18 protein-coding genes, 1 tRNA gene, 3 pseudogenes and 1 riboswitch are annotated in these 21,233 nt (G+C 62.1%); of the genes and pseudogenes, 9 read left to right on the forward strand and 13 right to left on the reverse strand.

Annotated elements, in window-relative coordinates; genetic code table 11:
• Positions 1-80 precede the first annotated feature (80 nt).
• Positions 81-494: a tellurite resistance TerB family protein gene (locus ACQB61_RS13800; protein ID WP_430513082.1), complete on the forward strand. Its 414-nt coding sequence runs from the start codon at positions 81-83 to the stop codon at positions 492-494.
• Positions 495-515: 21 nt separating this feature from the next.
• Here the strand turns inward: ACQB61_RS13800 and apaG are convergent, their stop codons facing one another.
• Both apaG and ACQB61_RS13810 read right to left on the reverse strand, forming a co-directional pair.
• Positions 516-908: a Co2+/Mg2+ efflux protein ApaG gene (gene apaG / locus ACQB61_RS13805; protein ID WP_430513083.1), complete on the reverse strand. Its 393-nt coding sequence runs from the start codon at positions 906-908 to the stop codon at positions 516-518.
• Positions 909-1,187: 279 nt separating this feature from the next.
• The gene (locus ACQB61_RS13810; protein WP_430513084.1) at positions 1,188-2,390 is read right to left on the reverse strand and encodes an O-succinylhomoserine sulfhydrylase; all 1,203 of its coding nucleotides are present in this window, start codon (positions 2,388-2,390) and stop codon (positions 1,188-1,190) included.
• A gap of 40 nt (positions 2,391-2,430) precedes the next feature.
• Positions 2,431-2,510: riboswitch (SAM riboswitch) on the reverse strand.
• Positions 2,511-2,653: 143 nt separating this feature from the next.
• Here ACQB61_RS13810 and ACQB61_RS13815 point away from each other — a divergent pair.
• On the forward strand, positions 2,654-3,748 hold the full coding sequence (locus ACQB61_RS13815; protein WP_430513085.1) for a 2'-deoxycytidine 5'-triphosphate deaminase: 1,095 nt from the start codon (positions 2,654-2,656) through the stop codon (positions 3,746-3,748).
• Positions 3,749-3,787: 39 nt separating this feature from the next.
• Here ACQB61_RS13815 and ACQB61_RS13820 read toward each other — a convergent pair whose 3' ends face one another.
• Together ACQB61_RS13820 and ACQB61_RS13825 are read right to left on the reverse strand one after the other, a co-directional pair.
• Complete coding sequence (locus ACQB61_RS13820; RefSeq protein ID WP_430513086.1) at positions 3,788-4,435, reverse strand: alpha/beta family hydrolase; 648 nt, start codon at positions 4,433-4,435, stop codon at positions 3,788-3,790.
• A gap of 104 nt (positions 4,436-4,539) precedes the next feature.
• Positions 4,540-5,735 (reverse strand): annotated as a pseudogene (locus tag ACQB61_RS13825) (transporter substrate-binding domain-containing protein).
• Between the two features lie 235 nt (positions 5,736-5,970).
• On the opposite strand from ACQB61_RS13825, the gene ACQB61_RS13830 reads away from it, so the two are divergent.
• Positions 5,971-7,536 (forward strand): glycosyltransferase family 2 protein, encoded by a 1,566-nt coding sequence (locus ACQB61_RS13830; protein WP_430513087.1) that lies wholly within the window; start codon positions 5,971-5,973, stop codon positions 7,534-7,536.
• A gap of 203 nt (positions 7,537-7,739) precedes the next feature.
• On the opposite strand, the pseudogene ACQB61_RS13835 reads toward ACQB61_RS13830, so the two are convergent.
• Positions 7,740-7,907: pseudogene (locus ACQB61_RS13835) on the reverse strand (type II toxin-antitoxin system VapB family antitoxin); the annotation flags it as partial.
• Between the two features lie 169 nt (positions 7,908-8,076).
• Positions 8,077-8,150: transfer RNA gene (locus ACQB61_RS13840), tRNA-Gly, on the reverse strand.
• 278 nt (positions 8,151-8,428) lie between these two features.
• Here ACQB61_RS13840 and ACQB61_RS13845 point away from each other — a divergent pair.
• Positions 8,429-9,222 (forward strand): annotated as a pseudogene (locus tag ACQB61_RS13845) (ion transporter).
• A gap of 65 nt (positions 9,223-9,287) precedes the next feature.
• Here the strand turns inward: ACQB61_RS13845 and ACQB61_RS13850 are convergent.
• A complete protein-coding gene (locus tag ACQB61_RS13850) occupies positions 9,288-10,385 on the reverse strand; it encodes a quinone-dependent dihydroorotate dehydrogenase (protein ID WP_430513088.1) in 1,098 nt (365 codons plus the stop codon).
• 10 nt (positions 10,386-10,395) lie between these two features.
• Complete coding sequence (locus ACQB61_RS13855; protein ID WP_430513089.1) at positions 10,396-10,740, reverse strand: DUF952 domain-containing protein; 345 nt, start codon at positions 10,738-10,740, stop codon at positions 10,396-10,398.
• A 206-nt stretch (positions 10,741-10,946) separates the two neighbouring features.
• On the opposite strand from ACQB61_RS13855, the gene ACQB61_RS13860 reads away from it, so the two are divergent.
• The 3 genes from ACQB61_RS13860 to ACQB61_RS13870 all read left to right on the forward strand — a co-directional run bounded on the left by ACQB61_RS13860 (position 10,947) and on the right by ACQB61_RS13870 (position 14,088).
• Positions 10,947-11,597: a S24 family peptidase gene (locus ACQB61_RS13860; RefSeq protein ID WP_430513090.1), complete on the forward strand. Its 651-nt coding sequence runs from the start codon at positions 10,947-10,949 to the stop codon at positions 11,595-11,597.
• A gap of 1,097 nt (positions 11,598-12,694) precedes the next feature.
• Positions 12,695-13,729: an AraC family transcriptional regulator ligand-binding domain-containing protein gene (locus ACQB61_RS13865; protein WP_430513091.1), complete on the forward strand. Its 1,035-nt coding sequence runs from the start codon at positions 12,695-12,697 to the stop codon at positions 13,727-13,729.
• 89 nt (positions 13,730-13,818) lie between these two features.
• Positions 13,819-14,088, forward strand: a complete 270-nt coding sequence (locus ACQB61_RS13870) for a DUF6460 domain-containing protein (RefSeq protein ID WP_430513092.1) — start codon at positions 13,819-13,821, stop codon at positions 14,086-14,088.
• Here ACQB61_RS13870 and ACQB61_RS13875 read toward each other — a convergent pair.
• The gene (locus ACQB61_RS13875; protein ID WP_430513093.1) at positions 14,080-15,042 is read right to left on the reverse strand and encodes a histone deacetylase family protein; all 963 of its coding nucleotides are present in this window, start codon (positions 15,040-15,042) and stop codon (positions 14,080-14,082) included. The genes ACQB61_RS13870 and ACQB61_RS13875 overlap by 9 nt on opposite strands.
• A gap of 44 nt (positions 15,043-15,086) precedes the next feature.
• A complete protein-coding gene (locus ACQB61_RS13880) occupies positions 15,087-16,001 on the reverse strand; it encodes a GntR family transcriptional regulator (protein ID WP_430513094.1) in 915 nt (304 codons plus the stop codon).
• 126 nt (positions 16,002-16,127) lie between these two features.
• Between ACQB61_RS13880 and ACQB61_RS13885 the strand changes: the two genes are divergently transcribed.
• Together ACQB61_RS13885 and ACQB61_RS13890 are read left to right on the forward strand one after the other, a co-directional pair.
• Positions 16,128-17,237, forward strand: coding sequence for an isocitrate/isopropylmalate dehydrogenase family protein (locus ACQB61_RS13885; protein WP_430513095.1), 1,110 nt, complete (start codon positions 16,128-16,130; stop codon positions 17,235-17,237).
• Positions 17,237-17,971 (forward strand): transporter substrate-binding domain-containing protein, encoded by a 735-nt coding sequence (locus ACQB61_RS13890; RefSeq protein ID WP_430513096.1) that lies wholly within the window; start codon positions 17,237-17,239, stop codon positions 17,969-17,971. The genes ACQB61_RS13885 and ACQB61_RS13890 overlap by 1 nt, the downstream gene beginning before the upstream one ends.
• A 42-nt stretch (positions 17,972-18,013) precedes the next feature.
• On the opposite strand, the gene ACQB61_RS13895 is transcribed toward ACQB61_RS13890, so the two are convergent.
• The 3 genes from ACQB61_RS13895 to ACQB61_RS13905 are packed head-to-tail and all read right to left on the reverse strand — an operon-like array spanning position 18,014 to position 21,136.
• The gene (locus tag ACQB61_RS13895) at positions 18,014-18,997 is read right to left on the reverse strand and encodes an Hsp33 family molecular chaperone (protein ID WP_430513097.1); all 984 of its coding nucleotides are present in this window, start codon (positions 18,995-18,997) and stop codon (positions 18,014-18,016) included.
• A 10-nt stretch (positions 18,998-19,007) separates the two neighbouring features.
• A complete protein-coding gene (argF, locus tag ACQB61_RS13900; RefSeq protein WP_430513098.1) occupies positions 19,008-19,931 on the reverse strand; it encodes an ornithine carbamoyltransferase in 924 nt (307 codons plus the stop codon).
• Positions 19,932-19,933: 2 nt separating this feature from the next.
• Positions 19,934-21,136 (reverse strand): aspartate aminotransferase family protein, encoded by a 1,203-nt coding sequence (locus tag ACQB61_RS13905; RefSeq protein WP_430513099.1) that lies wholly within the window; start codon positions 21,134-21,136, stop codon positions 19,934-19,936.
• Positions 21,137-21,233: the final 97 nt, after the last annotated feature.

Raw genomic sequence — 21,233 nt, forward strand, 5'->3', positions numbered from 1 at the left:
TTGCAGCGCTTCTTGAAGGGCGCCTGCTGAAGCATTACCCATGATGCCACGAAACTCTTCAACAGGACCATGCAGCGACAATGAGCAAGCCGTTCAGCATTCAGGAAGCCCTGATTTATGTCATGGTCATCACCTCCGCCTCTGACGGGCGGATGACAGACAATGAACTGGCCACCATCGGCGACGTCACGCGCATGCTGCCGGTGTTCGACGGGTTTGATCCGGCCAATGTCATTCCCGCTGCACAGCGCTGCACTCAGCTGCTGCAGGCCGAGGACGGCATGAACGACGTGCTGACGATCATCACCGAAACCCTGCCGCACCTGCTTTACGACACGGCCTATGCGCTGGCAGTGGAGGTGGCAGCTTCTGACATTGCGGTTTCGAAGGAAGAAATGCGCATCCTGCAGATCCTGCGCGACCGGTTCCGCCTCGACAAGCTGACCTGTGCCGCCATCGAGCGCGGCGCCATCGCCCGCTACCGCCTCGCCTGAAAATTATCAGGCGGAGTGGTTTCAGTTCAGGAAACCGCGCCGGTTCGGAGTGTCCAGCGAGAAGGGCGGGATGGAGACATTCATCATGCGCCCGTCCGGCAGCTCCATCAGATAGGCGCCTTCCATGATGCCGGAGGGCGTCGTCAGCGGGCAGCCTGAGGAATATTCAAAGGCCTCGCCCGGCTTGATGACCGGCTCTTCCCCGACCACCCCCGGCCCTTCCACTTCCTGCATCTGGCCGTTGCCGTCTGTAATCAGCCAATGGCGGCGCCGGAGCTGAACAGCCACGTCCCCGAGATTGACGATCTCGACCGTATAGCCCCAGACATAGCTGCCCTCCTCCGGCGAGGACTGGTCCGCCAGATAGAACGGTTCGACTGTGACCTGTATCCCGTTGGTAACGGCCCGGTACATGGCCTTCCGGCTCCTCAACAATTCGTTATGCGGCTCAGGTGGTTGCCAGCTCCGCATATCATTCTCAAAATATAGAGCGCCGCAGCGCGCCCGAAAAGTGCAAGCATGAAAATGAATGAAACCAAGGCTCAATGAGATTGCTTCATCAAGCGCCGGTCAAGCTTGGGCGGCATTCGAGCAATCTCAAGGCGTGATGTCCCAGGATCCCGGCGCCTTGGTATTACGGAGCGGCGCGCCTTCACGCAGGCCCGCCACCCCGTTCTGAAAGCCGGTACATGCTCAGCTGATTGCAGCCAGCGCCCGCTCGATATCCTCGAGAAGATCCAGTGGATCTTCGAGGCCCACGGACAGGCGCAACATGCCTTCGGTGATGCCCAGTTCCAGTCGCGCCTCTTCGGCCACGTTCTTGTGCGTGGTCGTGGACGGGTGAGTGATCAGGCTCTTGGCATCGCCCAGATTGTTGGACAGCTTGATCACTTCCAGCGCATTGGTGAAGGCGAAGGCTGCTGCCTTGCCGCCCTTCAGCTCGAAGGCCAGCATAGTAGAGCCGCCGCGCATCTGCTTGCGGGCAACAGTGGCCTGCGGATGATCGTCACGGCCCGGATAGATCAGGCGGGCAATGGCCGGGTCGCCCGCCAGCCGGTCCGCAATGCGGGCCGCGCTGGAAGACTGCTGGGCAACGCGCAGCGGCAGCGTCTCCAGCCCCTTCAGCAGCACCCAGGCGTTGAACGGGCTCATGGCTGGGCCAGTGTGCTTGACCAGCGGCAGCACTTCTTCCTCGATCCACTTGGCATCGGACAGCACGACACCGCCCAGACAGCGGCCCTGACCGTCAATGTGCTTGGTGGCCGAATAAACCACCACATCGGCACCCAGCTTCAGCGGCGACTGGAAGATGGGCGTGGCAAAGACGTTGTCGATGATGACGCGGGCCCCGACGGCATGGGCAATTTCTGCAACAGCGGCGATGTCGATCACATCCAGCGTCGGGTTGGTCGGGCTTTCCAAGAAGACAGCCTTGGTGCCGGGCTTCACCGCAGCGCGCCACTGGTCAAGGTCCGTACCGTCCACCAGCGTGCTGGTGACGCCGAAGCGCGGCAGCAGGGTTTCTACAATGTAGCGGCAGGAGCCGAAGAGCGCCTTGGCAGCCACAACATGATCACCCGCCTTGACAGAGGCCATCAGCGCCAGATTGACCGCAGCCATGCCGCTGGCGGTACCGATGGCGGCTTCTGCTTCTTCCAGCTCGCACATGCGCTGCTCGAACATGGCAACGGTGGGGTTGGAATAGCGCGAATAGACGTAGCCCGGGTCCTCGCCGTTAAAGCGCGCTTCCGCAGCTTCTGCCGTGGCATAGACAAAGCCTTGCGTCAGGAAAATGGCTTCGGACGTCTCGCCATGCTGGGAGCGGATCGTTCCGCCATGAACAAGACGGGTAGCCGGACGCAGGGGACGGGAGGACGGGGTATCGGATGCGCTCATCGGTCTTCGCTCCAGAAACAAAAAACCGGCCATAAAGGCCGGGTGTTTCTCCCCGGCCTCTTTAGCAACTTGTTTAACGTGGCTGCAAGCCGGCCGGCTCAAATCACCACGGATCCTGTTCCGCCAAATACGCCATTCAGGGCCTGTGGTCAATCTTTGCCAGCGGTGAACCAGCCATGAAAGGGTTGGCCAAGGCCCTGCCATCGGCTAATGACAGCGCAGAGGAAGATAACGCCCCTCCCCGGCTCCATGAAAGGCTTGCCATGCGCCCAGACGGCATTCTGCCCGCACACATGATCGAGGACATGTTCCGCGCCGGAACGATCCGCAGCGAGCTGGCGCCTGTTGACGGCCAGATCCAGCCGGCCAGCCTTGACCTGCGCCTTGGTGGCCTTGCCTACCGGGTGCGCGCCAGTTTCCTGCCGGGCAGTTCCGTCAGCGTCGCCGACAAGCTGGATGCCTTCGCGCTGCACACCATCGACCTGACACGTGGCGCTGTGCTGGAGACGGGCTGCGTCTACATCGTGCCGCTTCAGGAAAGCCTCGCCTTGCCTGATGCCATCTCGGCGACTGCCAACCCGAAAAGCTCCACCGGCCGTCTTGATGTCTTCACCCGCGTGATCACCGACGGCGGGCGCGCCTTTGACACGGTTCCTGCTGGCTACAACGGACCGCTCTATGCGGAAATCTCACCGCTCACCTTCCCCATTCTGGTACGCAGTGGCTCCCGCCTGTCGCAGATCCGCTTCCGCGCCGGTGAACCGCTGATCCCGGACAGCGAACTGGAAGATGTGCATGCCCGCCTGCGCCTTGTCTCGGGTGGCATGGAGCGCATTGGCGGCGGCGTGCAGTTGTCTATCGATCTGGAAGGCTCCGGCGATGGCAGCCTCGTCGGCTACCGCGCCAAGCACCACACGGGCGTTATCGACGTGGACCTGAAGGATGCGCATCACCCGCTCGACTTCTGGGACCCGATCTACCGGCGCGGAGCGGCCGAACTGGTGCTGGACCCGAACGAGTTCTACATCCTCGTCAGCCAGGAGGCGGTTCATGTGCCGCCGGATTTTGCCGCAGAAATGGTGCCCTTCGATCCGCTGGTAGGCGAGTTCCGCGTGCATTACGCCGGTTTCTTCGACCCCGGCTTCGGACACAGCACGGTGGGCGGCACAGGCTCACGCGCCGTGCTGGAAGTGCGCTCGCACGATGTTCCCTTCATTCTGGAACATGGCCAGACAGTGGGGCGGCTCGTCTATGAGCACATGGCCGAACGTCCGCATCGGCTCTACGGCGAAGGTATCGGCTCCAACTATCAGGGGCAGGAGCTGAAGCTCTCAAAGCACTTCCGTCCACTCAGCTGACGGAATGCCCGGTGCGCCAGACGCACCGGGCCTGCACAATCAGGCGGCCAGAAGCTTACGGGCGAACTCAGCAACAGCCTTTGCAGTCGCGGTGATGTTGCTGTCCCAGGTGGCAGGCGACTGGCCGCGGGGACCGAGGTCATGGTTGCCGTCTTCCAGGAACAGGATCTCGCAGGTGCCCGGCAGGGTTACGTCTTCCAGTTCTACCTGACTGCCAAAGGGATCACGCTCGCCCTGTGCAATGAAGATGGGGCGGCGCGACTGTTCCAGCGGCTCAAGGCGCCAGACATCGGACTTGCCCTGCGGGTGGAACGGATAGCCGATGCAGACAACACCCTTCACGCGGCCCGGCAGCGAAGCGCCTGCCGTCAGCATGGCGGCAACGCGCCCGCCCATGGACTTGCCGCCGATCAGGAACGGGCCTTGCACCTCGCCCATTAGCGCCTGCATGGCCTTCTGATAGGCCCCCACCAGCAGCTCTGCCTTCGGTGGCGGAGCCTTCTTGGCCGTGGTGCGGCGCGCGGCCATATAGGGAAATTCGAACCGAGCCACGGCGATGCCTTCGGCCGCAAGGGCTGTCGCAAGCCGGTTCATGATGGCGGAGTCCATCGGCGCACCCGCGCCATGGGCCAGAAGCAGAGTTGCATCCGGCGTGCCTTCCGGGCGGGTCCAGAGAAATTCGGTCATCAGGCTGTCCTGTTGTGGCGGCGGATGGGCTCCGCGCGCAAAGAGTGACCCGGCTTATCCAGAACAAGCCGGTCTGGCAATGGGTTTGCTGGCGGACCGAGGCCTCAGTAGAACCCGATCGGGAAGTAGCGCAGGTAAAGCTCGCCATAGATGCCCTTGTCCTGCACCTGGCGCAGGGCATAGTTCAACGCATCCAGAAGCGGCTGGTCATCACGGCGCAAGGCGATGGAAAGACCGCCACCAAAATAGCCCGGCTCCAGCCAAGGGCCAGGGGCAAACCGGCAGCAGCCATCCGCCTCCTTACTGGCCAGCCAGAAGGACAATGCCATGCCGTCGCCGAAGTGCACGTCAGCCTTGCCCTCCTTCAGCGCGGCCCTTGCCTCTGCGGCTGTGGGGAACGGCTCGACAGCAAGGTTCGGGAAGGCTGCCTTCAGAAAGGCCTCGTGGCGGCTGCCGGCTTCCACACTGACACGCTCTGCCGACGCCATGCCTGGATCAAAGCGGTCCTTGCCCTGCCCCAGCACAAACCGGGCAGGCAGGCGCATGTATGTATCGGAGAAGGCCATCTCCCGCCGCAAAGCCTCCGTCTTGGCGAGGCCGGAGAGAATGGCATCCCCCTCCCCGCCATCAGGGCGTCCGGCAAAGCCTCAAACGCTTTCACCCGCAAGCTGCAGGAGGCACCAAGCTCCTCGCAGACCGCCCGCGCCAGATCCACGTTGAAGCCAGTCAGGCGGCCTTGCGGATCACGGAAGGAGAAAGGCGGAAAATCATCCGAAGCCAGGAATTCAATCTTCTCCGGCGGCTGTGCGGGGCGCTCCACCAGCGCACGCGGGTCGCGGAAGTTGGGAATGACAATGGTCATGCCCGCTTCGTTCAACTGCGAGGGAGCTGCAGTTTCCTGAGCGAGGACACCGGGCGGAATAAAACCAACCGCAATTGAGAATAAAAAATATAAAACTGTTGATTGTGGGAATATCTTCTGACGTACTCCTTGCAGCGGCCGGACGAGTGTGTGTCCGGCGGCCTCGGAAGGGGCGGGCGATGTCTGTAGTGGCAGAGGGAACTGCGTCAGACAACGGGAAGCTGCCAGAAATGGCAGCAGAAACCGGCACCGCTTTCCTGCAGTGTGAAACTCCTTTTCCCCTGTGGCAGACAGAAGCCTGTCCCGGCCCTTCAGAAGACGGGTCAGTCCCGAAAATTGATCGAGGCGCGCCGCAGCAATTGCTGCAAGAGGAGATGCATGTCCTTGTGTCACGGGGTCTTTCCGCCTCTGCGCTTCGATCTGCCTGTCAGCTGGCATCTTATCACGGCGTCCATCCCGCGCACTACATGATGCGCAACTCCATCCTCACGGAAGAGGCTTATTACAGCGCAGTGGCGGAAGTCTGTGGCATTCCCTTTCTGCCAGTTGGCAGCTTCCGCCCGCTGCTGGTCAATGGTCACGTGCTGCAATGCGGACCGGGTGAGGCCGGCCCGATGATGATCGGCCTCGGCCGGGGGGACCGGTCTATGTGGTTGCGCCGGAACCTGAGCACGTGTCCGAACTGCGCGCTTTCTTTCTGCGCCACCCGGACTGGAGTGCAGCCGTGCGCATTGCCACACCTTCTGCCCTGCGCCACGCTCTGACGGTGCTGAATGCGCCCGCCGGCGAGCTGGAAGCGCGCTTTCCCCACATGTCAGCCCGCACCCGCGTGACGCCGCGCCAGCAAATTGGCGCGGGCGCCATGGTGGCCAGCTTTTTCACCGGCATGGTTCTGCCCTTTGAAGTCCAGATGCTGCTGCTGAGCCTTGTCGTGGGCCTCACCTGTATTCTCACCGCAATCGCCCGGCTCTCGAGCGCACGGCAGGCACAGGAGCGGGCCCGCCACGCCGCAGACGAAGCTTGGTTTCAGTCCCATCAGACGGCACCGGAGCGCCAGATGCAGCCCTCTCAAGAAGAGTGGCCGCTCTATACGGTGCTCGTTCCGCTCTACAAGGAAGCGGCGGTCGTGCCGTCGCTGGTGGAAGGCCTTGCCAGGCTCGACTACCCGGCAGACCGCCTCGACATCCGCTTTCTGGTGGAGCAGGACGACCGGGAAACCCGCGCCGCTTTCCGGGGCCAACTGCGCGAGGGCATGGAAGTGGTGGTGGTTCCGCCGGGCCATCCTCGCACCAAGCCAAGGGCACTTGCCTATGGGCTGGAATCCTCGATGGGCGAGTTCGTCACGATTTATGACGCGGAAGACCGGCCTGAGCCAGGACAGCTGAAAAAGGCGGCCCGCAGGTTCCGGCAGAGCCCGGAAAGCCTTGTCTGCCTGCAGGCCAGCCTTGTCATCGACAACGCGGAGGAGAGCTTCTTTACCCGTCAGTTTGCGATGGAGTATGCCAGCCTGTTCGATCAGGTCATACCCTGGTTCTCTGGTGAGGAATGGCCCTTTCCGCTGGGTGGAACCTCAAACCACTTCCGCCGGTCTGCCCTCGTCATGGCAGGCGGCTGGGATCCTTTCAACGTGACAGAGGATGCAGACCTGGGCCTGCGCCTTGCCCGCTTCGGCTTCACCAGTGCCGCACTCGACAGTGCCACCTATGAAGAGGCGCCGGTGACGTGGAAAACCTGGTACGCGCAGCGGGCGCGCTGGTACAAGGGCTGGCTGCAGACGGTGCTTGTCCACCTGCGCGATCCCTCCATGCTGTGGCATGACATGAGCCCGCGCCGCGCGGTGCCAATCGCCTTCCTCATCGGTGGCAGCCTGCTGACGCTCGCCCTTCATCCCATATTCTGCATGATTCTGATGGGCTACCTGATTGGCCTGTGGAACATGCCTGTGCCCGATGGGCTCATGTCCGACATAACCGTCTGCCTCAGCGCCCTTGCCGCCATCTCCGGCTATGGCGCGGCCGTCATTGCCGGGCGCAGCGCGGCCCGCGCCCGCGGCTTCGACCCAAGCGTCGGCGATCTCGCCCTCATCCCCGCCTACTGGCTCTGCGCCAGCTTCGCCTTCTACCGCGCCGTCTGGGATTTCTTCATCCGCCCCCACCACTGGCACAAAACCACCCACGGCACCGCCCGCAAGCGCAAGACACCGGATTTCGGGAAGAAAGAGGAGGATGGGAGTGGGTAGAGGGCTGCTGAACCTCAAACGCTGAAGCTGGGCCGCAATTTCTCATGATAGACTTCTGACGCGGCCTGCCATGGAGCTCACGTCTTGAGAGCAAGAACTGCTTCGATCTGAAGGTCAGCATCGCTCCCTGAAACGGAGGGACGGCGATCGGCCAATGCCATTTCAATCCGTTCCTCGATCCAGCGCTCATAGGTATCGGAAACGGCCTCAGCATCCGGCATTGTGCCACCAAGCGCTATCAGGCGCCTGCCAGTCTCTACCCGCACCAGCGTCTCCAGCGCCTGATGCACGATGGCAGTGGTCTCCATTGTGCCAGTCAGGTCTCGGGCCGCCTCAAGAAGCTCGTCATCAACATTGATTGTCAGTTTCATGATCTGGCCTTCGTTCTCAGGCACAAGAATAGCACCAGTGACGCCGGACTGCTGAGAAACCAGTCACTCCTCCATCGTCATCCTCGGCCCTGTGCCGAGGATCTATACAAATCAATGATTTGCAGATGGTCGGGACAAGCCCGTCCATGACGAAAGAAAAGAAAGGATCTGGAGCGGGTAGCGGGAATCGAACCCGCGCGTTCAGCTTGGGAAGCTGACAGGCTACCATTACATCATACCCGCCGGAGCATGACGGCATCGAGAGGGGACAAGGTGTGCCCGGATGCCGTGGCCTTGGCGCATTAGATCGCCTGCGGCAGCGGTTCTGTCAAGCAGCGTGACAGGGCTTTTCAACGGCTGCTCGCACTCCCCATTCGGCCCGCCGCGGCGGAATAGACGGCAGAAGGCAAAAGATGCCGAAATCCGCGCCTTCAAGTGTACGCCCTATTGCGTATCTATAGCGGAGACGCCAGTTTGCGCGGGCGGCATCCGGCCGTGTTTCCAAATGGATATTTCTCAATATGCGCCAGACTTTAAAGGCACTCATCACCTCAGGCCGCTGGGAAGCGGCCATCATTGCGATCATTGTTGTCAACGCCATCACGCTGGGCCTTGAGACCAGCCCTACGGTCATGGGGTCGATTGGTCCGCTGCTGCAAACGCTCGACAAGATCATCCTTGGGCTGTTCGTTGCGGAACTGATTCTGCGCCTTTATGTCCACCGGCTGTCCTTCTTCCGCGATCCCTGGAGCATCTTCGATTTCCTGATCGTGGCTATTGCCCTTGTTCCCGCCAGCGGCCCTTTGCGGTGCTGCGTGCGCTGCGCATCCTGCGCGTGCTGCGCCTTATTTCGGTGGTTCCCTCGCTGCGGCGGGTCATTGGCGGACTGATCACGGCCCTGCCCGGCATGGGCTCCATCATGGTGCTGATGAGCCTTGTCTTCTATGTCTTCGCCGTCATGGCCACGAAGCTCTATGGCGAAACATTCCCCGAGTGGTTCGGCGATCTTGGCCGCTCGCTCTACACCCTGTTCCAGGTCATGACGCTGGAAAGCTGGTCCATGGGCATCGTGCGGCCAGTGATGGAAGTTCACCCCTATGCCTGGGCCTTCTTCCTGCCCTTCCTTGTCTGCACGGCCTTTACAGTGCTCAACCTCTTCATCGGTATCATCGTTTCTGCCATGCAGTCCGAAACGGAAACAATCGCCGAAGCAGACCGGCAGGCGATCCACGATGAAACAGGTATCATTCTGGAAGAAATCCGCGCTCTGCGCCGGGAGGTCGAAACACTGCGCCAACAGACGGCGGGCCGCTGAGGCTCACTGGCCAAGAGCCAGACAAAAAGGCCGGGGCGATGAAGCTCCGGCCTTTCCTATATCAATCAGTCGAGATTCTCGCTGGCCCAGGCATCCACATTGACTGAGCGCAGCTCCGCGAGGTGGGTCAGCCCCTGCCGCTTCAACTCCCCATCCAGATGCTTGAGGATGGCGGGAACCAGCCCCGGCCCCTTGTAGACCAGCGACGAGTAGATCTGCAGCAGCGTTGCCCCGGCAGTGATCTTGACCAGTGCTGTCTCCGGACTGTCGATGCCGCCAACACCCACAATCGGAAGGTCCGGCCCCACCAGCTTGCGCGTGCGGGCAAGAATGATCGTGGCACGGCGGAACAGCGGCCGTCCGGAAAGCCCGCCTGCTTCCTGCGCTGTCTGCGTGTCCCGAAGGCCGGTGCGGGACAGCGTGGTGTTGGAGACGATCAGTCCATCCACCTTGTGGGTCAGCACCGCCTCGGCAATGTCCTCCAGCCCCTCGGCTGAGACATCCGGCGCAATCTTCAACAATACCGGCACCTGGCGTCCGCCCTGCAGGCTTTGCGCATCCCGCTCTGCCATGACGGCGGACAGCAGCTCATCCAGCGCGGCCTTTGCTTGCAGATCACGCAGGCCGGGTGTGTTGGGTGAGGAGATGTTGACGGTGAAGTAGGAGGCCAGATGCGCGAAGGTGCGGATGCCAGACACATAGTCGGCCACCCGGTCCGCTGCATCCTTGTTGGCCCCCACGTTGACGCCAACGATACCGCCCCTGCCTTTGCGCGCTTCCAGCCGGGCCAGAAGCGCCGCATGCCCCTCGTTGTTGAAGCCGAAGCGGTTGATCACCCCCTGATCGTCCGGGAGGCGGAACAGACGCGGGCGCGGATTGCCCTCCTGCGGGCGCGGCGTCACGGTCCCTGCCTCGGCAAAGCCGAAGCCCATTCCGAGAACCGCGTCGGGCACTTCGCCGTTCTTGTCGAACCCTGCGGCCATGCCAAGCGGGTTCGGGAAGCTCAATCCCAGCACCTCCTGCCGCAGGGAAGGCAGACTGGCGTTGGAGAAGCGCGGATAAACCCCGCTGGCAAGCGCACGGATCGTCACGCCATGGGCCGTTTCGGCGTCGACACAATGGAGAGCCCGCAGGGTCAGGCGATTGGCAAGGGACTGGAACATGGGCGTGAGATCACTTCGTCAGGTCAGGAAACACATGCTGCCCATCCGGGCCAAGCGGCAGGGCCTCGACCCACAGGGCGCAGGCCGGATCAAAGCTGGCATAGAGATGCGGGAACAGTGCGCCACCGCGGGAGGGCTCCCACTTGACCGGCTCCCCGAAAGCCTCGCTGTCGAAGGCAGCCAGCAAGAGGTCTTCCTGACCCGCAAAATGCTTGGCTGCCGTTTCGCGCACCTGCTCCGCTGTCGAGAAGTGGATATAGCCATCGGCAAGGTCGACCGGCGCACCATCGAACCTGCCGCGGCTCACGGCATCATCCCAGAGGCTGCGCGTCAGTATCTTGAAAATCACCGTCATGCGGATCCGCCCATGTGCTGTGAAGGAGCCTTTGAGATGGCCCCTGTGCGTTGGTTGAGGCGGACCCTAGTCCGGGATTTTGCATTGGACAACCAGCACGCCCCACAGGATCAACCGCCTATTCATTTGCATCAGGAATATTTGCCAATATCAATGGAATTCAAAGGGATTTATTCCTGATGAGGCAGCACGTGGAGGAAAGAACCATGCTCTCGCACGAGCGCGTCTGGGCAGCGATTGACGCCCTGGCCACACGCAAGCGTCTTTCGCCTTCGGCTCTCGCGCGCCGTGCCGGGCTGGATCCGACCACCTTCAATCCGTCAAAGCGGGTCGCTGGCGACGGCCGCCCCCGCTGGCCCTCGACGGAGTCTCTTGCCAAGATACTGGAGGCAACGGGTGCGCAGCTGTCCGACTTTGCACAACTTGTGGAAGGCGATGCAATCCTCACACCCGCAAAAACAGAGAACGGCATAACCATGCCTTTTGCCCGTCTCTGTGAAGCAGGAATGGGCGCTGGCTTCTTCGATGCAGCTGGCCACCCGGCAGGCACTGGCTGGGACGAGATTTCCTTTCCCGATGATCTGGGCAGCCAAGTCTATGCACTGGGTGTGGGCGGCGATGACTATCTGCCGCTTTACCGGGACGGGGACATTATCGTCATCGCACCGGGCATCCCCATACGCCGGGGCGACCGGATTGTGCTGCGGCGGCTGAACGGTGAAATGATGGTCGGCAGTTTCGTGATGCGCACAGCGCGGCGGCTGGAGTTGCATACGCTGGGCGCCTCAGGCACGATCACGTCGATGGACCTCGACAGTATCGCCTGGATGGCGCGGATCGTCTGGGCCAGTCAATAGATCAGGATGGCAAGAGACGGAATTGCATGACCGGAAGGGAAATCGGACAACGGCTTCCGTTGCGCCAGATGATACGCGGCGCTTTGATTTGCATACTGCCACTGGTGGCTACACCTGTCTTCGGCCAGGCAGCCGTACGCAATGTCTCTCCACCCGGGGTCGCCATTCCTCAGGTTACGGCCCCATTGCAACGGGTTGAACTCCCCGGCCTCAGGCCTTGCGTCAGACGGAAGCTGCGGCCTTGCCAACACGCAGTTTTCACCTTGTCCGGCCTCTCGCGCTGGAAAAGACAACGCTCACATCCGGCAAGCTGTCCGTCGAACTCGCGAATATTACCGGGATGTCTGCTTCAGAGACCTGTCAGACAGCAAGCGGCCAGTCATGGCCCTGCGGCGCAAGGGCCTTGACGGCTCTGCGTGCACTTCTGCGCAGTCACCGGGTTGATTGCCTCCCTGTGGTGCCCCTTGAACCCGGGAAGATCTCCGCAACCTGCAGCAAAGGATCCGTGGACCTCGGACTCTGGATGCTGCAGCAGGGCTGGGCTCAGGCCAACGCGGATGCACCTGAAAGCTATGCCGAAGCTGAAGCTGCCGCCCGCAGTGCAGGGCTCGGCCGATGGCAGCGCACGGATTTCGAGCCCCTGCCAGAGGCCCTACTGCCCCCACAAGCTGCAATGACGGGGGTGCTTGATGACATGGCCACACCACAGCAGCCGGTCTACACCGGGGCAACCGGAACAGAGCAGCCGAACCGCGTTGTTCAACTCCCCGCTTGGGAAAATCCGTTCGACTTGCCGGAGACGCCCCCAGCGCAAGGGCCAGAGATACCGTCTGCTGCTGCGCGCTCCCTTCTGCCCTCCCCTAACAGCCGACGTAGAATTCGCTAGGCAGTCTTCCCTTCTTTTCAGACGCAACAGCTGAGGCATGATAAGCGGCCGGCATGGGAGCGGGACCCGTGCGGCGATGAATGGCCAGCGTGCTGTATGGCGGGATTGTTGATTGAAGCTGACGGAAAATTGACATGTTGCGCCAGCGCGGGAGTTGTATCATCCTGTGCAATCGGAGGATGAATACGGGGGAGCACCAATGGAAAAGCCAATGCCTCGCCGCATGGTAGAGGACTGGTGCCGTGCAGATACGCTGCAATCACTGGAACTCATCTGCGAAGAAAAAGGCCTCGACTGGCCCCGTATCGCCCGGCGTTTCGGCATTGCTCCGGAGACAATCCACCAGACCGGCGCGACAGTTCCCTACCGCATCGCCTTGTCTGTCTGCGAATTCGTGGCGGCTGAGACACGTGATGATGCCATCATTCTGGATGTGGCCTCAAGCACCCCCACAGGCGTGTTTTCAACCTTTGACTATGTGGGCCTGTGTGCACCCAATTTGCGTACCGGCATACGCAACTGGGTCCGCTTCCTGCCGTTGCGCACCAACAGCTACGGCCTCAGTTTTCACGAGGATGAGGATTGGGGCATCCTCGAGTGGGAGGTGCCGGAGCGCGGCATGCCCCGGACTCAACACACATTTGAACGGATCGGCTGGGCGGCCAGCCGGGTCGAATATGCGACGCAAGACCCACAAGTGCAGCTGCGCATCGACATCAGCCAGCCAGCACCCAAATGCCGGTCTGCCTTTCAGGAGCGCTATGGCAGCCGGCTGCGCTTCAGCCAGCCGATGGACAGGATCCTCATCCCCGCGAAATATCTCGACCGGCCAACACCGAACAGCGAGCAAAATCTCTACAGCATCGTGGAGCAAGCCGCGATCCGGGAGATGGAGGAGTTCCGCGTTCAGAGCGACCCGCTCGTGCGCGTGGCCGATGCCATCAACGAAAGCCTGAAGGCCGGTGCGGTCAGTCTCGAGCATGTGGCCAGTGAACTGGGCATGTCGCAGCGATCGCTGCAGCGCCTGCTGGAGGCAGAAGGGACTTCGTTCCGCAAGCTGACGGAAACAATCCGCCGCAACATGGCCGCCCGCTACCTGCGCGACACGGCACTGCCGCTGAAGGAAATCGCTTTCCTGCTGGGCTTCTCGGAGCTCTCGGCGTTTTCCCGCGCGGTAAAGACCTGGTACGGCGTGCCGCCCAAGGCTGTGCGGCTGCATGGGGAGACTTCAGGCCAACTCAGCTGACAAGCTGCCGTCTGATCTCACATTGGGGATGCGGAACAGCAGTCGAATCCCTATGTTGAGGCGCAGACGCTGCTTCAAGGGAGTTCCGCATGTCCGGTGGCCTCAACAAGTTTCTGGGTGACAGTCCGGCGCGGGTGCTGCTGCGCCTCGTGTTTCTGTCACTGGTGGTGGGCGTCATCCTGTCGGCGCTGAACCTTGATCCCCTTGGTCTTTTCGACCTGCTGATCTCCTTCGTCCAACGCCTCTGGAACATGGGCTTTTCAGCCATCGAACAGGTCTGGCGCTATCTGGTGCTTGGCGCTGTCGTGGTGGTGCCGGTGTGGCTGGTCATGCGGCTGATGGCAAGCCGGTCAAACTGACGTTACAGGCGCCTCCTGGCTGACAATGGCCGCCGCCCGCAAAAGTGTGAGGTGGCGCCCAGCCAGTTCATCAATGTCGGTGGAATAGCCACCTCCGAGTACACCGGCCAGCGGCAGGCCCAGACGGCGCACGGTTCGGATGACATGCTCGTCCCTCAACCGCAGGCCTTCGTGACTGAGTGCCAGACGCCCCAGCTTGTCGCCCGCAAAGGGATCAACCCCGGCATTGTAGAAAACGATATCCGGCTCAGCCCGCTCTATCACCTGCGGCAGATGCTCTGCCAAAAGGTCCAGATAGGGTGCGTCCGTCAGCCCGTCGTCGAGCCCCAGGTCAAGGTCCGAAGGCACCTTGCGCACCGGGTAGTTCTTCTGCGCATGCATGGAGAAGGTAAAGACGGACGGATCTCCCGCGAAGATATCTGCCGTGCCGTCGCCCTGATGCACATCCAGGTCCACCACCAGCGCCCGGCGGATAACGCCATCGGCCTGCATGACGCGGATGGCCACGGCAACATCGTTGAATACGCAGAAGCCCGCGCCATGCGCCTTGCGGGCATGATGGCTGCCGCCTGCCGTGTTGCAGGCAAGGCCGTGCTCCAGCGCCAAATAGCCGGTCAGCACCGACCCTCCGGTGGCGCAACGCCCGCGCAAGGCGATGCTCTGCGTCATCGGAAAACCGATCTCACGGGCAATGGCAGGCGGCACGTCCGTGCTGAACACCTGCTCCACATAGGCCGGGTCATGAGCCAGCCTCACCCACTCCGCAGGAGCTGCGCGTGGCTTCATGAATTTGCCGCCCGGCACCAGCCCCTCCGCCATTGCCAGCTCCGCCACACGGCGGAACTTGTTCATGGGGAAACGATGCTCCTCGGGCAGTTCGGCGCAATAGGCCGGATGATGGACAACAGGGGGAAGCGGCGGCGTGGCGGGCAAGGCAAGGTTCATACCTGCCATTATAGATCCGGCGGCCTGCCTTTCCAGAGCCGCCGCGTCGTCTTTCAAGAAAGCTCTGAGCTGTCCTGCGGCACAATGAAACCAAGGGCCGACAGGCTGTCACGCACCTGACGGAGATGGTGCTCCATCTCCTGTGCTGCGCCCTCGCAATCCCCTGTCTCGAGCAATTCGAGAATGCGCAAGTGCTGCCGGGCCTGCCGGTAATAGCGCTCCCGATCCTCCATTGCCTGATAGGTCAGCAGACGTCGCAACCGGTTGACGCGCACGAGGGTCTGCAGCATGAACGGGTTTCCCGCGCCCGTCATCAGCGTCTCGTGGAACTGCGCTCCGCGCAGGTAGAGCGTATCGGGCGGAACACGGTCGATGCCGCCCTCCAGCAAATCGTGCTCCACGCGCTGTAACCGCGCAATGTCCTCCTGGGGCAAACGGTAACCCGGAAGCCGCAGGGCGCCAGGCTCAAGGATCAGCCGCAACTGTGTTGTATGGGCCAGAGCATCCGGCGCAGTCAGTTCGGTGTTGATGTCCCAACCATAGCCTGCCCGCTTCTCGGCAATGCCTTCTCGGATCATGCGGCCCATCAGATCCGCTGTCTGCCTCTTCGTTAGCGCAAACCGGTCGCGGAGTTCCTGCTCCGTCACCCTCGGCCCTATGGTCCGGCTGGCCAGCAGGCCTGCCAGTTTCAGATAGGCCGCATGGATTGGATCCTGCGCCACCGGGAGACCTGCTGAACTTGCATCGCGAACGAAGAAGCCGCGATTTGGCTCGTGCCTGACACGTCCTGCCTCGGCCAGCTGTTTCAGCGCCTGTTCAACCGGCCAGCGGGACACCGAGAAACGGCGCGCCAGCTCGCCGGTGCGCAGATGCGCTCCTGCGGGCAGCGACTCGGCCTCGATGAAGGCCGCAATATCGGTCGCCAGATGGGAACTTATGCTGCTGCGCGAGGTGGACGAAGCGGTCAAGGGCAGTGCTTTGGCTATGCGTGTGAGAACAGGATTGCACCCTATCACGGCGCCCCTGTTTTGACATTGCATTTTTAAATTTAAAAATGGATATATGCAGGATCGAACTCAACACTGGAGCCGAACATGACTGCCCAGCCATCTGCACCCGTTTCCCTGCTGGTCCTCGACGGCGATGGCATCAGTCCCGAAATCACCGAGGCTACGCTCAAGGTGCTGGAGGCTGTGCAGCGCCAGCTTGGCCTGCGGTTTCAGATGAACCGCGCCGAGGTGGGGTTGCGTCCGCTCGCCGCGCAAGGCACCACCTTCCCTGATGGTCTGCTTGAGCTGGCGCGGGCAGCAGATGGCGTGATCCTGGGCCCGGTGTCCCACAACGACTATCCGCCCGCGCCGGAAGGCGGCATCAATCCGTCTGGGCATCTGCGCAAACATCTGGACCTGTTTGCCAATATCCGCCCGGCGAAGTCACATCCCGATTTTCCCGCCCGCTGCGGTGTTCCGGTGGATCTGGTCATCGTTCGGGAAAACACCGAGGGGTTTTACGCCGACCGCACCATGTTCGCCGGGACGGGAGAGTTCATGCCCACCGAGGATGTGGCCATCGCCATGCGCAAGGTGACACGTCAAGGTTCACTGCGAATTGCCGAAGCTGGTTTCCGAATGGCGCGTCAGCGCGGCGGCAAGCTGACCGTGGTGCACAAGGCAAATGTCCTGCGCATCAGCGACGGGCTGTTCCTGTCCTGCACACGCCAGACGGCCAAGGCCTACCCCGATGTTCAGGTGGAGGAAGTCCTTGTCGACGCAATGGCGGCTTTACTGGTGCGCGACGCTTCCGCCTTTGACACGATCGTAACGACAAACATGTTCGGCGACATACTTTCGGATCAGGCGACCGAAATCGCTGGAAGCATTGGGCTGGCAGCCTCGCTGAACTCGGGGACGGATCATGCAATGGCACAGGCCCAGCACGGCTCAGCCCCTTCGATTGCAGGGCAGGACCGGGCAAACCCAGCATCCCTGATCAATTCCGCGGCCATGCTTCTGCGCTGGCTGGCGGAGCGGCGGCAGGACGTCTTGCTGGATGAGGCCGCCAGATTGATTGAAACTGCGGTCACACGTGTTATCGCTGTTCCGGAATGGAGAACCGGCGACATGGGTGGCCCGCTCGGAACGACCGCCTTCACTGCGCGTGTTGTTGAGGCGATTGAGACCAGCCGCATCCAGGGAGAAGCCTAATGACCAATGACGGCCTGAACGCTCTTTTCGCTCCATCAGGGGTGCTGCGGGTGGTGATCAACACCGGGAACGCAATCCTGACAAGGCCAGGCGAAGGGCAGCACCCAGCTGGCGTCTCGGTTGACTTTGCCCGTGCATTTGCCGCCGAACGCGGGCTTGAGCTTGAGCTTCTGCCGGTCACGAATGCTGCGGCCTCCGTGGCTCTGGTGGCTGAGGAGCGCGCCGACATCGGTTTCTTCGCGGTCGATCCGGCACGGGCAGAGGTGGTTGCCTTCACTAACCCCTGGCTCTTGATCGAGGGCTGGTATCTGGTGCGCGAGAACTCGCCCATCACGGCACTGGACCAAGTGGACCGTCCGGGCATCCGGATCGCCGTGGGACGTGGCAGCGCCTATGACCTTTATCTCAGCCGCGCCATCACCTCAGCCACCCTTGAGAAAGTCACGACATCACAAGAGGTGGTGGACTTCTTCATGCGTGAGAACCTGGAAGTCGCGGCCGGCGTCCGCCAGCAGTTGGAAGCAGATCAGCGGCGCGTGCCGGGATTGCGTCTGCTGCCCGAGCGTTTCATGGTGATCAAGCAGGCCCTCGGTGTGCCCGCAGGCAGGGATCCCCGCCTGATCGAGGCGCTCAACGCATTTCTTGCCCGCTCCCGCAGTTCCGGCCTGATCGGGAAGCTTCTGGAAAGCAATAGGACGGAAGGCGCCGTCATTGCAGGGCCGGAGGCAGCCTAAAAAAGCGCCCGCCCTCAACAGGGCGGGCACCTTACAGCTCATTCAGACGGCTTCAGCCTTGAACTCGTAGACGGCGCTGCAGAATTCGCAGGTCACCACCACCTTGCCGTCGACAACCATCTCCGCTTTCTCCTCTTCGGAGAAGCTCTGGAAGATGCCTTCGATCTTCTCACGCGAGCAGCGGCAGCGGTCGGCAATGGGCTGGGCGTCAAAAAGGCGCACGCCCCGCTCATGGAACAGGCGGAACAGCAGTTCCTCGACCGGGATGTCCGGATCGGTCAGCTCATCATCGCGCACGGTGCCGGTGAGGCTGCGGGCCTCGGTCCAGGCATCGTCCTCATCAATGCTGTGCTCTTCAGCGCCTTCCGGCATGTCTCCGGGGTGGAGATCGGCCTGACGCATGCGTTCCGGCGCCTCGGGCAGGAACTGCACCAGAATGCCGCCAGCAGTCCACTTCTCACTCGGGGCCTCACCTTCACGGCGTGTGAAGAGACGGCCAACAGCAAGGCGAACTTCGGTCGGGATCTGCTCGGAGCGGGCGAAGTAGCGGCGTGCTACCTCTTCCAGCGAAATGCCGTCCAGCTCCACCAGCCCCTGATAGCGCTGCATGTGCTTGCCCTGGTCGATGGTCATCGCCAGATGGCCACGGCCTAACAGGGCAGCCGCATCGCCGTTCTCCCCTGCCCCGCCTGGCGCAAAGGCCTCCGCGTCGAAGCGGGCATAGGCACGGATGGCGTCCGGCGAGGAGAAGTCCACCACCAGCATGTTCACCGGACCATCGGTCTGGGTCTGCAGGGTGAACCGGCCCTCGAATTTCAGCGAAGTGCCGAGCAATGCTGTGAGCGCAATGGCTTCGCCCAGCAGACGGGCGACCGGCGCCGGATAGTCATGCCGGTCAAGGATCTGGTTCAGAATGGGGCCAAGCGCTACGGCGCGGCCGCGCACATCCAGCCCTTCTACAGAGAAGGGCCGGACGGCATCAGGGCCCGCAGGCGTCACGCCGAAGGATGCTAGATCAAGTGCCACGTTTACGTCCTCAAAGGCCGTTGAAACACCAAGCCAGAATGCCCTTCTGGGCATGCAGCCGGTTTTCGGCCTCGTCAAAGACCACAGAATTGGGTCCGTCCATTACCTCCGACGTCACTTCCTCGCCGCGATGCGCGGGCAGGCAGTGCATGAACAGGGCATCTGCGTGCGCTTCCGCCATCAGGCGCTTGTTGACCTGATAGGGGCTCAGCAAGTTATGACGGGTTGCCTCGTCCTCATCGCCCATGGACACCCAGCAGTCGGTGATGACGCAATCGGTGCCCTTGACGGCGGCGAAGGGATCATCGGTGACGATGATCGAGGCGCCTTCCGCACGCGCGGCGTCAATGAGCGCAGACGGCGGGGCCAGTTCCGGCGGCGTTGCAATACGCAGCTCGAAGTCCATACGCGGAGCCGCATGGACCCAGGAAGCCAATACGTTGTTGCTATCGCCGGTCCAGGCCACGGACTTACCCTTGATGGAGCCGCGATGCTCCTCGAAGGTCATCAGATCGGCCATGATCTGGCAGGGATGCGAGCGCTTCGTCAGGCCATTGATGACCGGAACGGTGGCATTTTCCGCCAGCTCGGTCAGGTCATCATGGTTGAGGATACGGATCATGATGGCATCAACGAAGCGGGACAGCACCCGGGCCGTGTCGGCGATGGTCTCGCCCCGGCCCAGCTGCATTTCCGCGCCAGTCAGCATCAGCGTCTCGCCGCCAAGTTCACGCATGCCCACGTCGAAGGAAATGCGGGTGCGGGTGGAGGGCTGCTCGAAGATCATCGCCAGCACTTTGCCGGCAAGCGGACCTTCACCGCGGCGCACACCGTTGCGCTCAGCTTTCAGCTTGCGCCCGAGAGCCAGAATTCCGCGCAGTTCCTCACCGTCAAACTGCGTCAGATCGAGGAAATGACGCCCATTCGCAGACATGTTCACACCCCATCCCCTTCCTTGGCCAGATCGGCCTCAACGGCCGCTGCGGCCGCCTCGATGCGGGCCACAGCCTCGCCGATTTCCTCATCCGTGATCGTCAGCGGCGGCAGGATACGCAGCACGTTGTCACCGGCGGGAACCACCAGCAAGCCGTGGGCCCGCACCTTGGCCAGAACTTCCGTATTCGGACGAACACATTTGATGCCGAGCATCAGGCCGCGCCCGCGCACATCCTCGAACACCTTGGGATGAGCGTCGATCACGGCAGCCAGCCTCTGCTTCAGCAGCAAGCCCTTGCGCTGCACTTCCTCCAGGAAGCCTGGCGCAAGAATGACATCCAGCACCGCATTGCCGACGGCCATGGCGAGCGGGTTGCCGCCAAAGGTGGTGCCATGCGTACCGGGAACCATGCCGGCAGCAGCAGCTTCCGTGGCAAGGCAGGCCCCCATGGGGAAACCGCCGCCGATGCCCTTGGCCACCGCCATCAGATCCGGGGTAATGCCCGCCCATTCATAGGCAAAGAGCTTGCCCGTACGGCCAACACCCGTCTGGATCTCGTCGAAAATCAGCAGCAGGCCTTCGTCATCACAGATCTCGCGCAGCTTGCGCAGGAACTCTGCATCCACCTCGCGCACGCCGCCTTCGCCCTGAATGGGCTCGATGCAGAGCGCTGCGGTGGTGGGGCCGATGGCCGCCTTCAGCGCGTCCAGATCGCCGGTCTTGACCTGATCGAAGCCCGGTGCCTTCGGGCCGAAGCCTTCCATATACTTGGCCTGACCCCCTGCCGCGATGGTGGCAATGGTCCGGCCATGGAAAGCGCCTTCAAAGGTGATGATGCCGATCCGTTCCGGACGGCCATTCACGTAGTGATAGCGCCGCGCCGTCTTGATGCAGGCTTCCATCGCCTCGGCGCCGGAATTGGAGAAGAACACCCGGTCCGCAAAGGTGGCATCCACCAGCCGCTGGCCAAGCTCTTCCTGCCCCGCAACCTTGTAGAGGTTGGAGATGTGCCACAGCTTCTCGGCCTGCTCTTTCAGCGCATTGACGAGATGAGGATGGGAATGACCAAGGGCATTCACCGCGATTCCCGATCCGCAGTCGAGAAAGCGTCGCCCGTCAGCGGTCTCCAGCCAGACGCCTTCTCCGCGGACGAAATCGAAGTCCGCCCGTGCGTATGTGCCGAAAAGTGCCGACGCAGTCATTTCCCTTGCTCCTTCAGGTAGTTAAGCGCGCCTTCCGCATAAGGTTCATGCCAGGGCGTCTACCATCAACGGGTTCTCAAAACGAACTGTGCCGCCC

It is taken from the genome of Pannonibacter phragmitetus, from assembly GCF_050510895.1.
GTDB lineage: Bacteria > Pseudomonadota > Alphaproteobacteria > Rhizobiales > Stappiaceae > Pannonibacter > Pannonibacter phragmitetus_B.

Bases quoted from the DNA above. Each gene is read 5' to 3' on its own strand.
- ACQB61_RS13800 (WP_430513082.1), top strand. From the start codon at position 81: ATGAGCAAGCCGTTCAGCATTCAGGAAGCCCTGATTTATGTCATGGTC.
- apaG (WP_430513083.1), bottom strand. From the start codon at position 908: ATGTACCGGGCCGTTACCAACGGGATACAGGTCACAGTCGAACCGTTC.
- ACQB61_RS13810 (WP_430513084.1), bottom strand. From the start codon at position 2,390: ATGAGCGCATCCGATACCCCGTCCTCCCGTCCCCTGCGTCCGGCTACC.
- ACQB61_RS13815 (WP_430513085.1), top strand. From the start codon at position 2,654: ATGCGCCCAGACGGCATTCTGCCCGCACACATGATCGAGGACATGTTC.
- ACQB61_RS13820 (WP_430513086.1), bottom strand. From the start codon at position 4,435: ATGACCGAATTTCTCTGGACCCGCCCGGAAGGCACGCCGGATGCAACT.
- ACQB61_RS13850 (WP_430513088.1), bottom strand. From the start codon at position 10,385: ATGTTCCAGTCCCTTGCCAATCGCCTGACCCTGCGGGCTCTCCATTGT.
- ACQB61_RS13855 (WP_430513089.1), bottom strand. From the start codon at position 10,740: ATGACGGTGATTTTCAAGATACTGACGCGCAGCCTCTGGGATGATGCC.
- ACQB61_RS13860 (WP_430513090.1), top strand. From the start codon at position 10,947: ATGCTCTCGCACGAGCGCGTCTGGGCAGCGATTGACGCCCTGGCCACA.
- ACQB61_RS13865 (WP_430513091.1), top strand. From the start codon at position 12,695: ATGCCTCGCCGCATGGTAGAGGACTGGTGCCGTGCAGATACGCTGCAA.
- ACQB61_RS13870 (WP_430513092.1), top strand. From the start codon at position 13,819: ATGTCCGGTGGCCTCAACAAGTTTCTGGGTGACAGTCCGGCGCGGGTG.
- ACQB61_RS13875 (WP_430513093.1), bottom strand. From the start codon at position 15,042: ATGGCAGGTATGAACCTTGCCTTGCCCGCCACGCCGCCGCTTCCCCCT.
- ACQB61_RS13885 (WP_430513095.1), top strand. From the start codon at position 16,128: ATGACTGCCCAGCCATCTGCACCCGTTTCCCTGCTGGTCCTCGACGGC.
- ACQB61_RS13890 (WP_430513096.1), top strand. From the start codon at position 17,237: ATGACCAATGACGGCCTGAACGCTCTTTTCGCTCCATCAGGGGTGCTG.
- argF (WP_430513098.1), bottom strand. From the start codon at position 19,931: ATGTCTGCGAATGGGCGTCATTTCCTCGATCTGACGCAGTTTGACGGT.
- ACQB61_RS13905 (WP_430513099.1), bottom strand. From the start codon at position 21,136: ATGACTGCGTCGGCACTTTTCGGCACATACGCACGGGCGGACTTCGAT.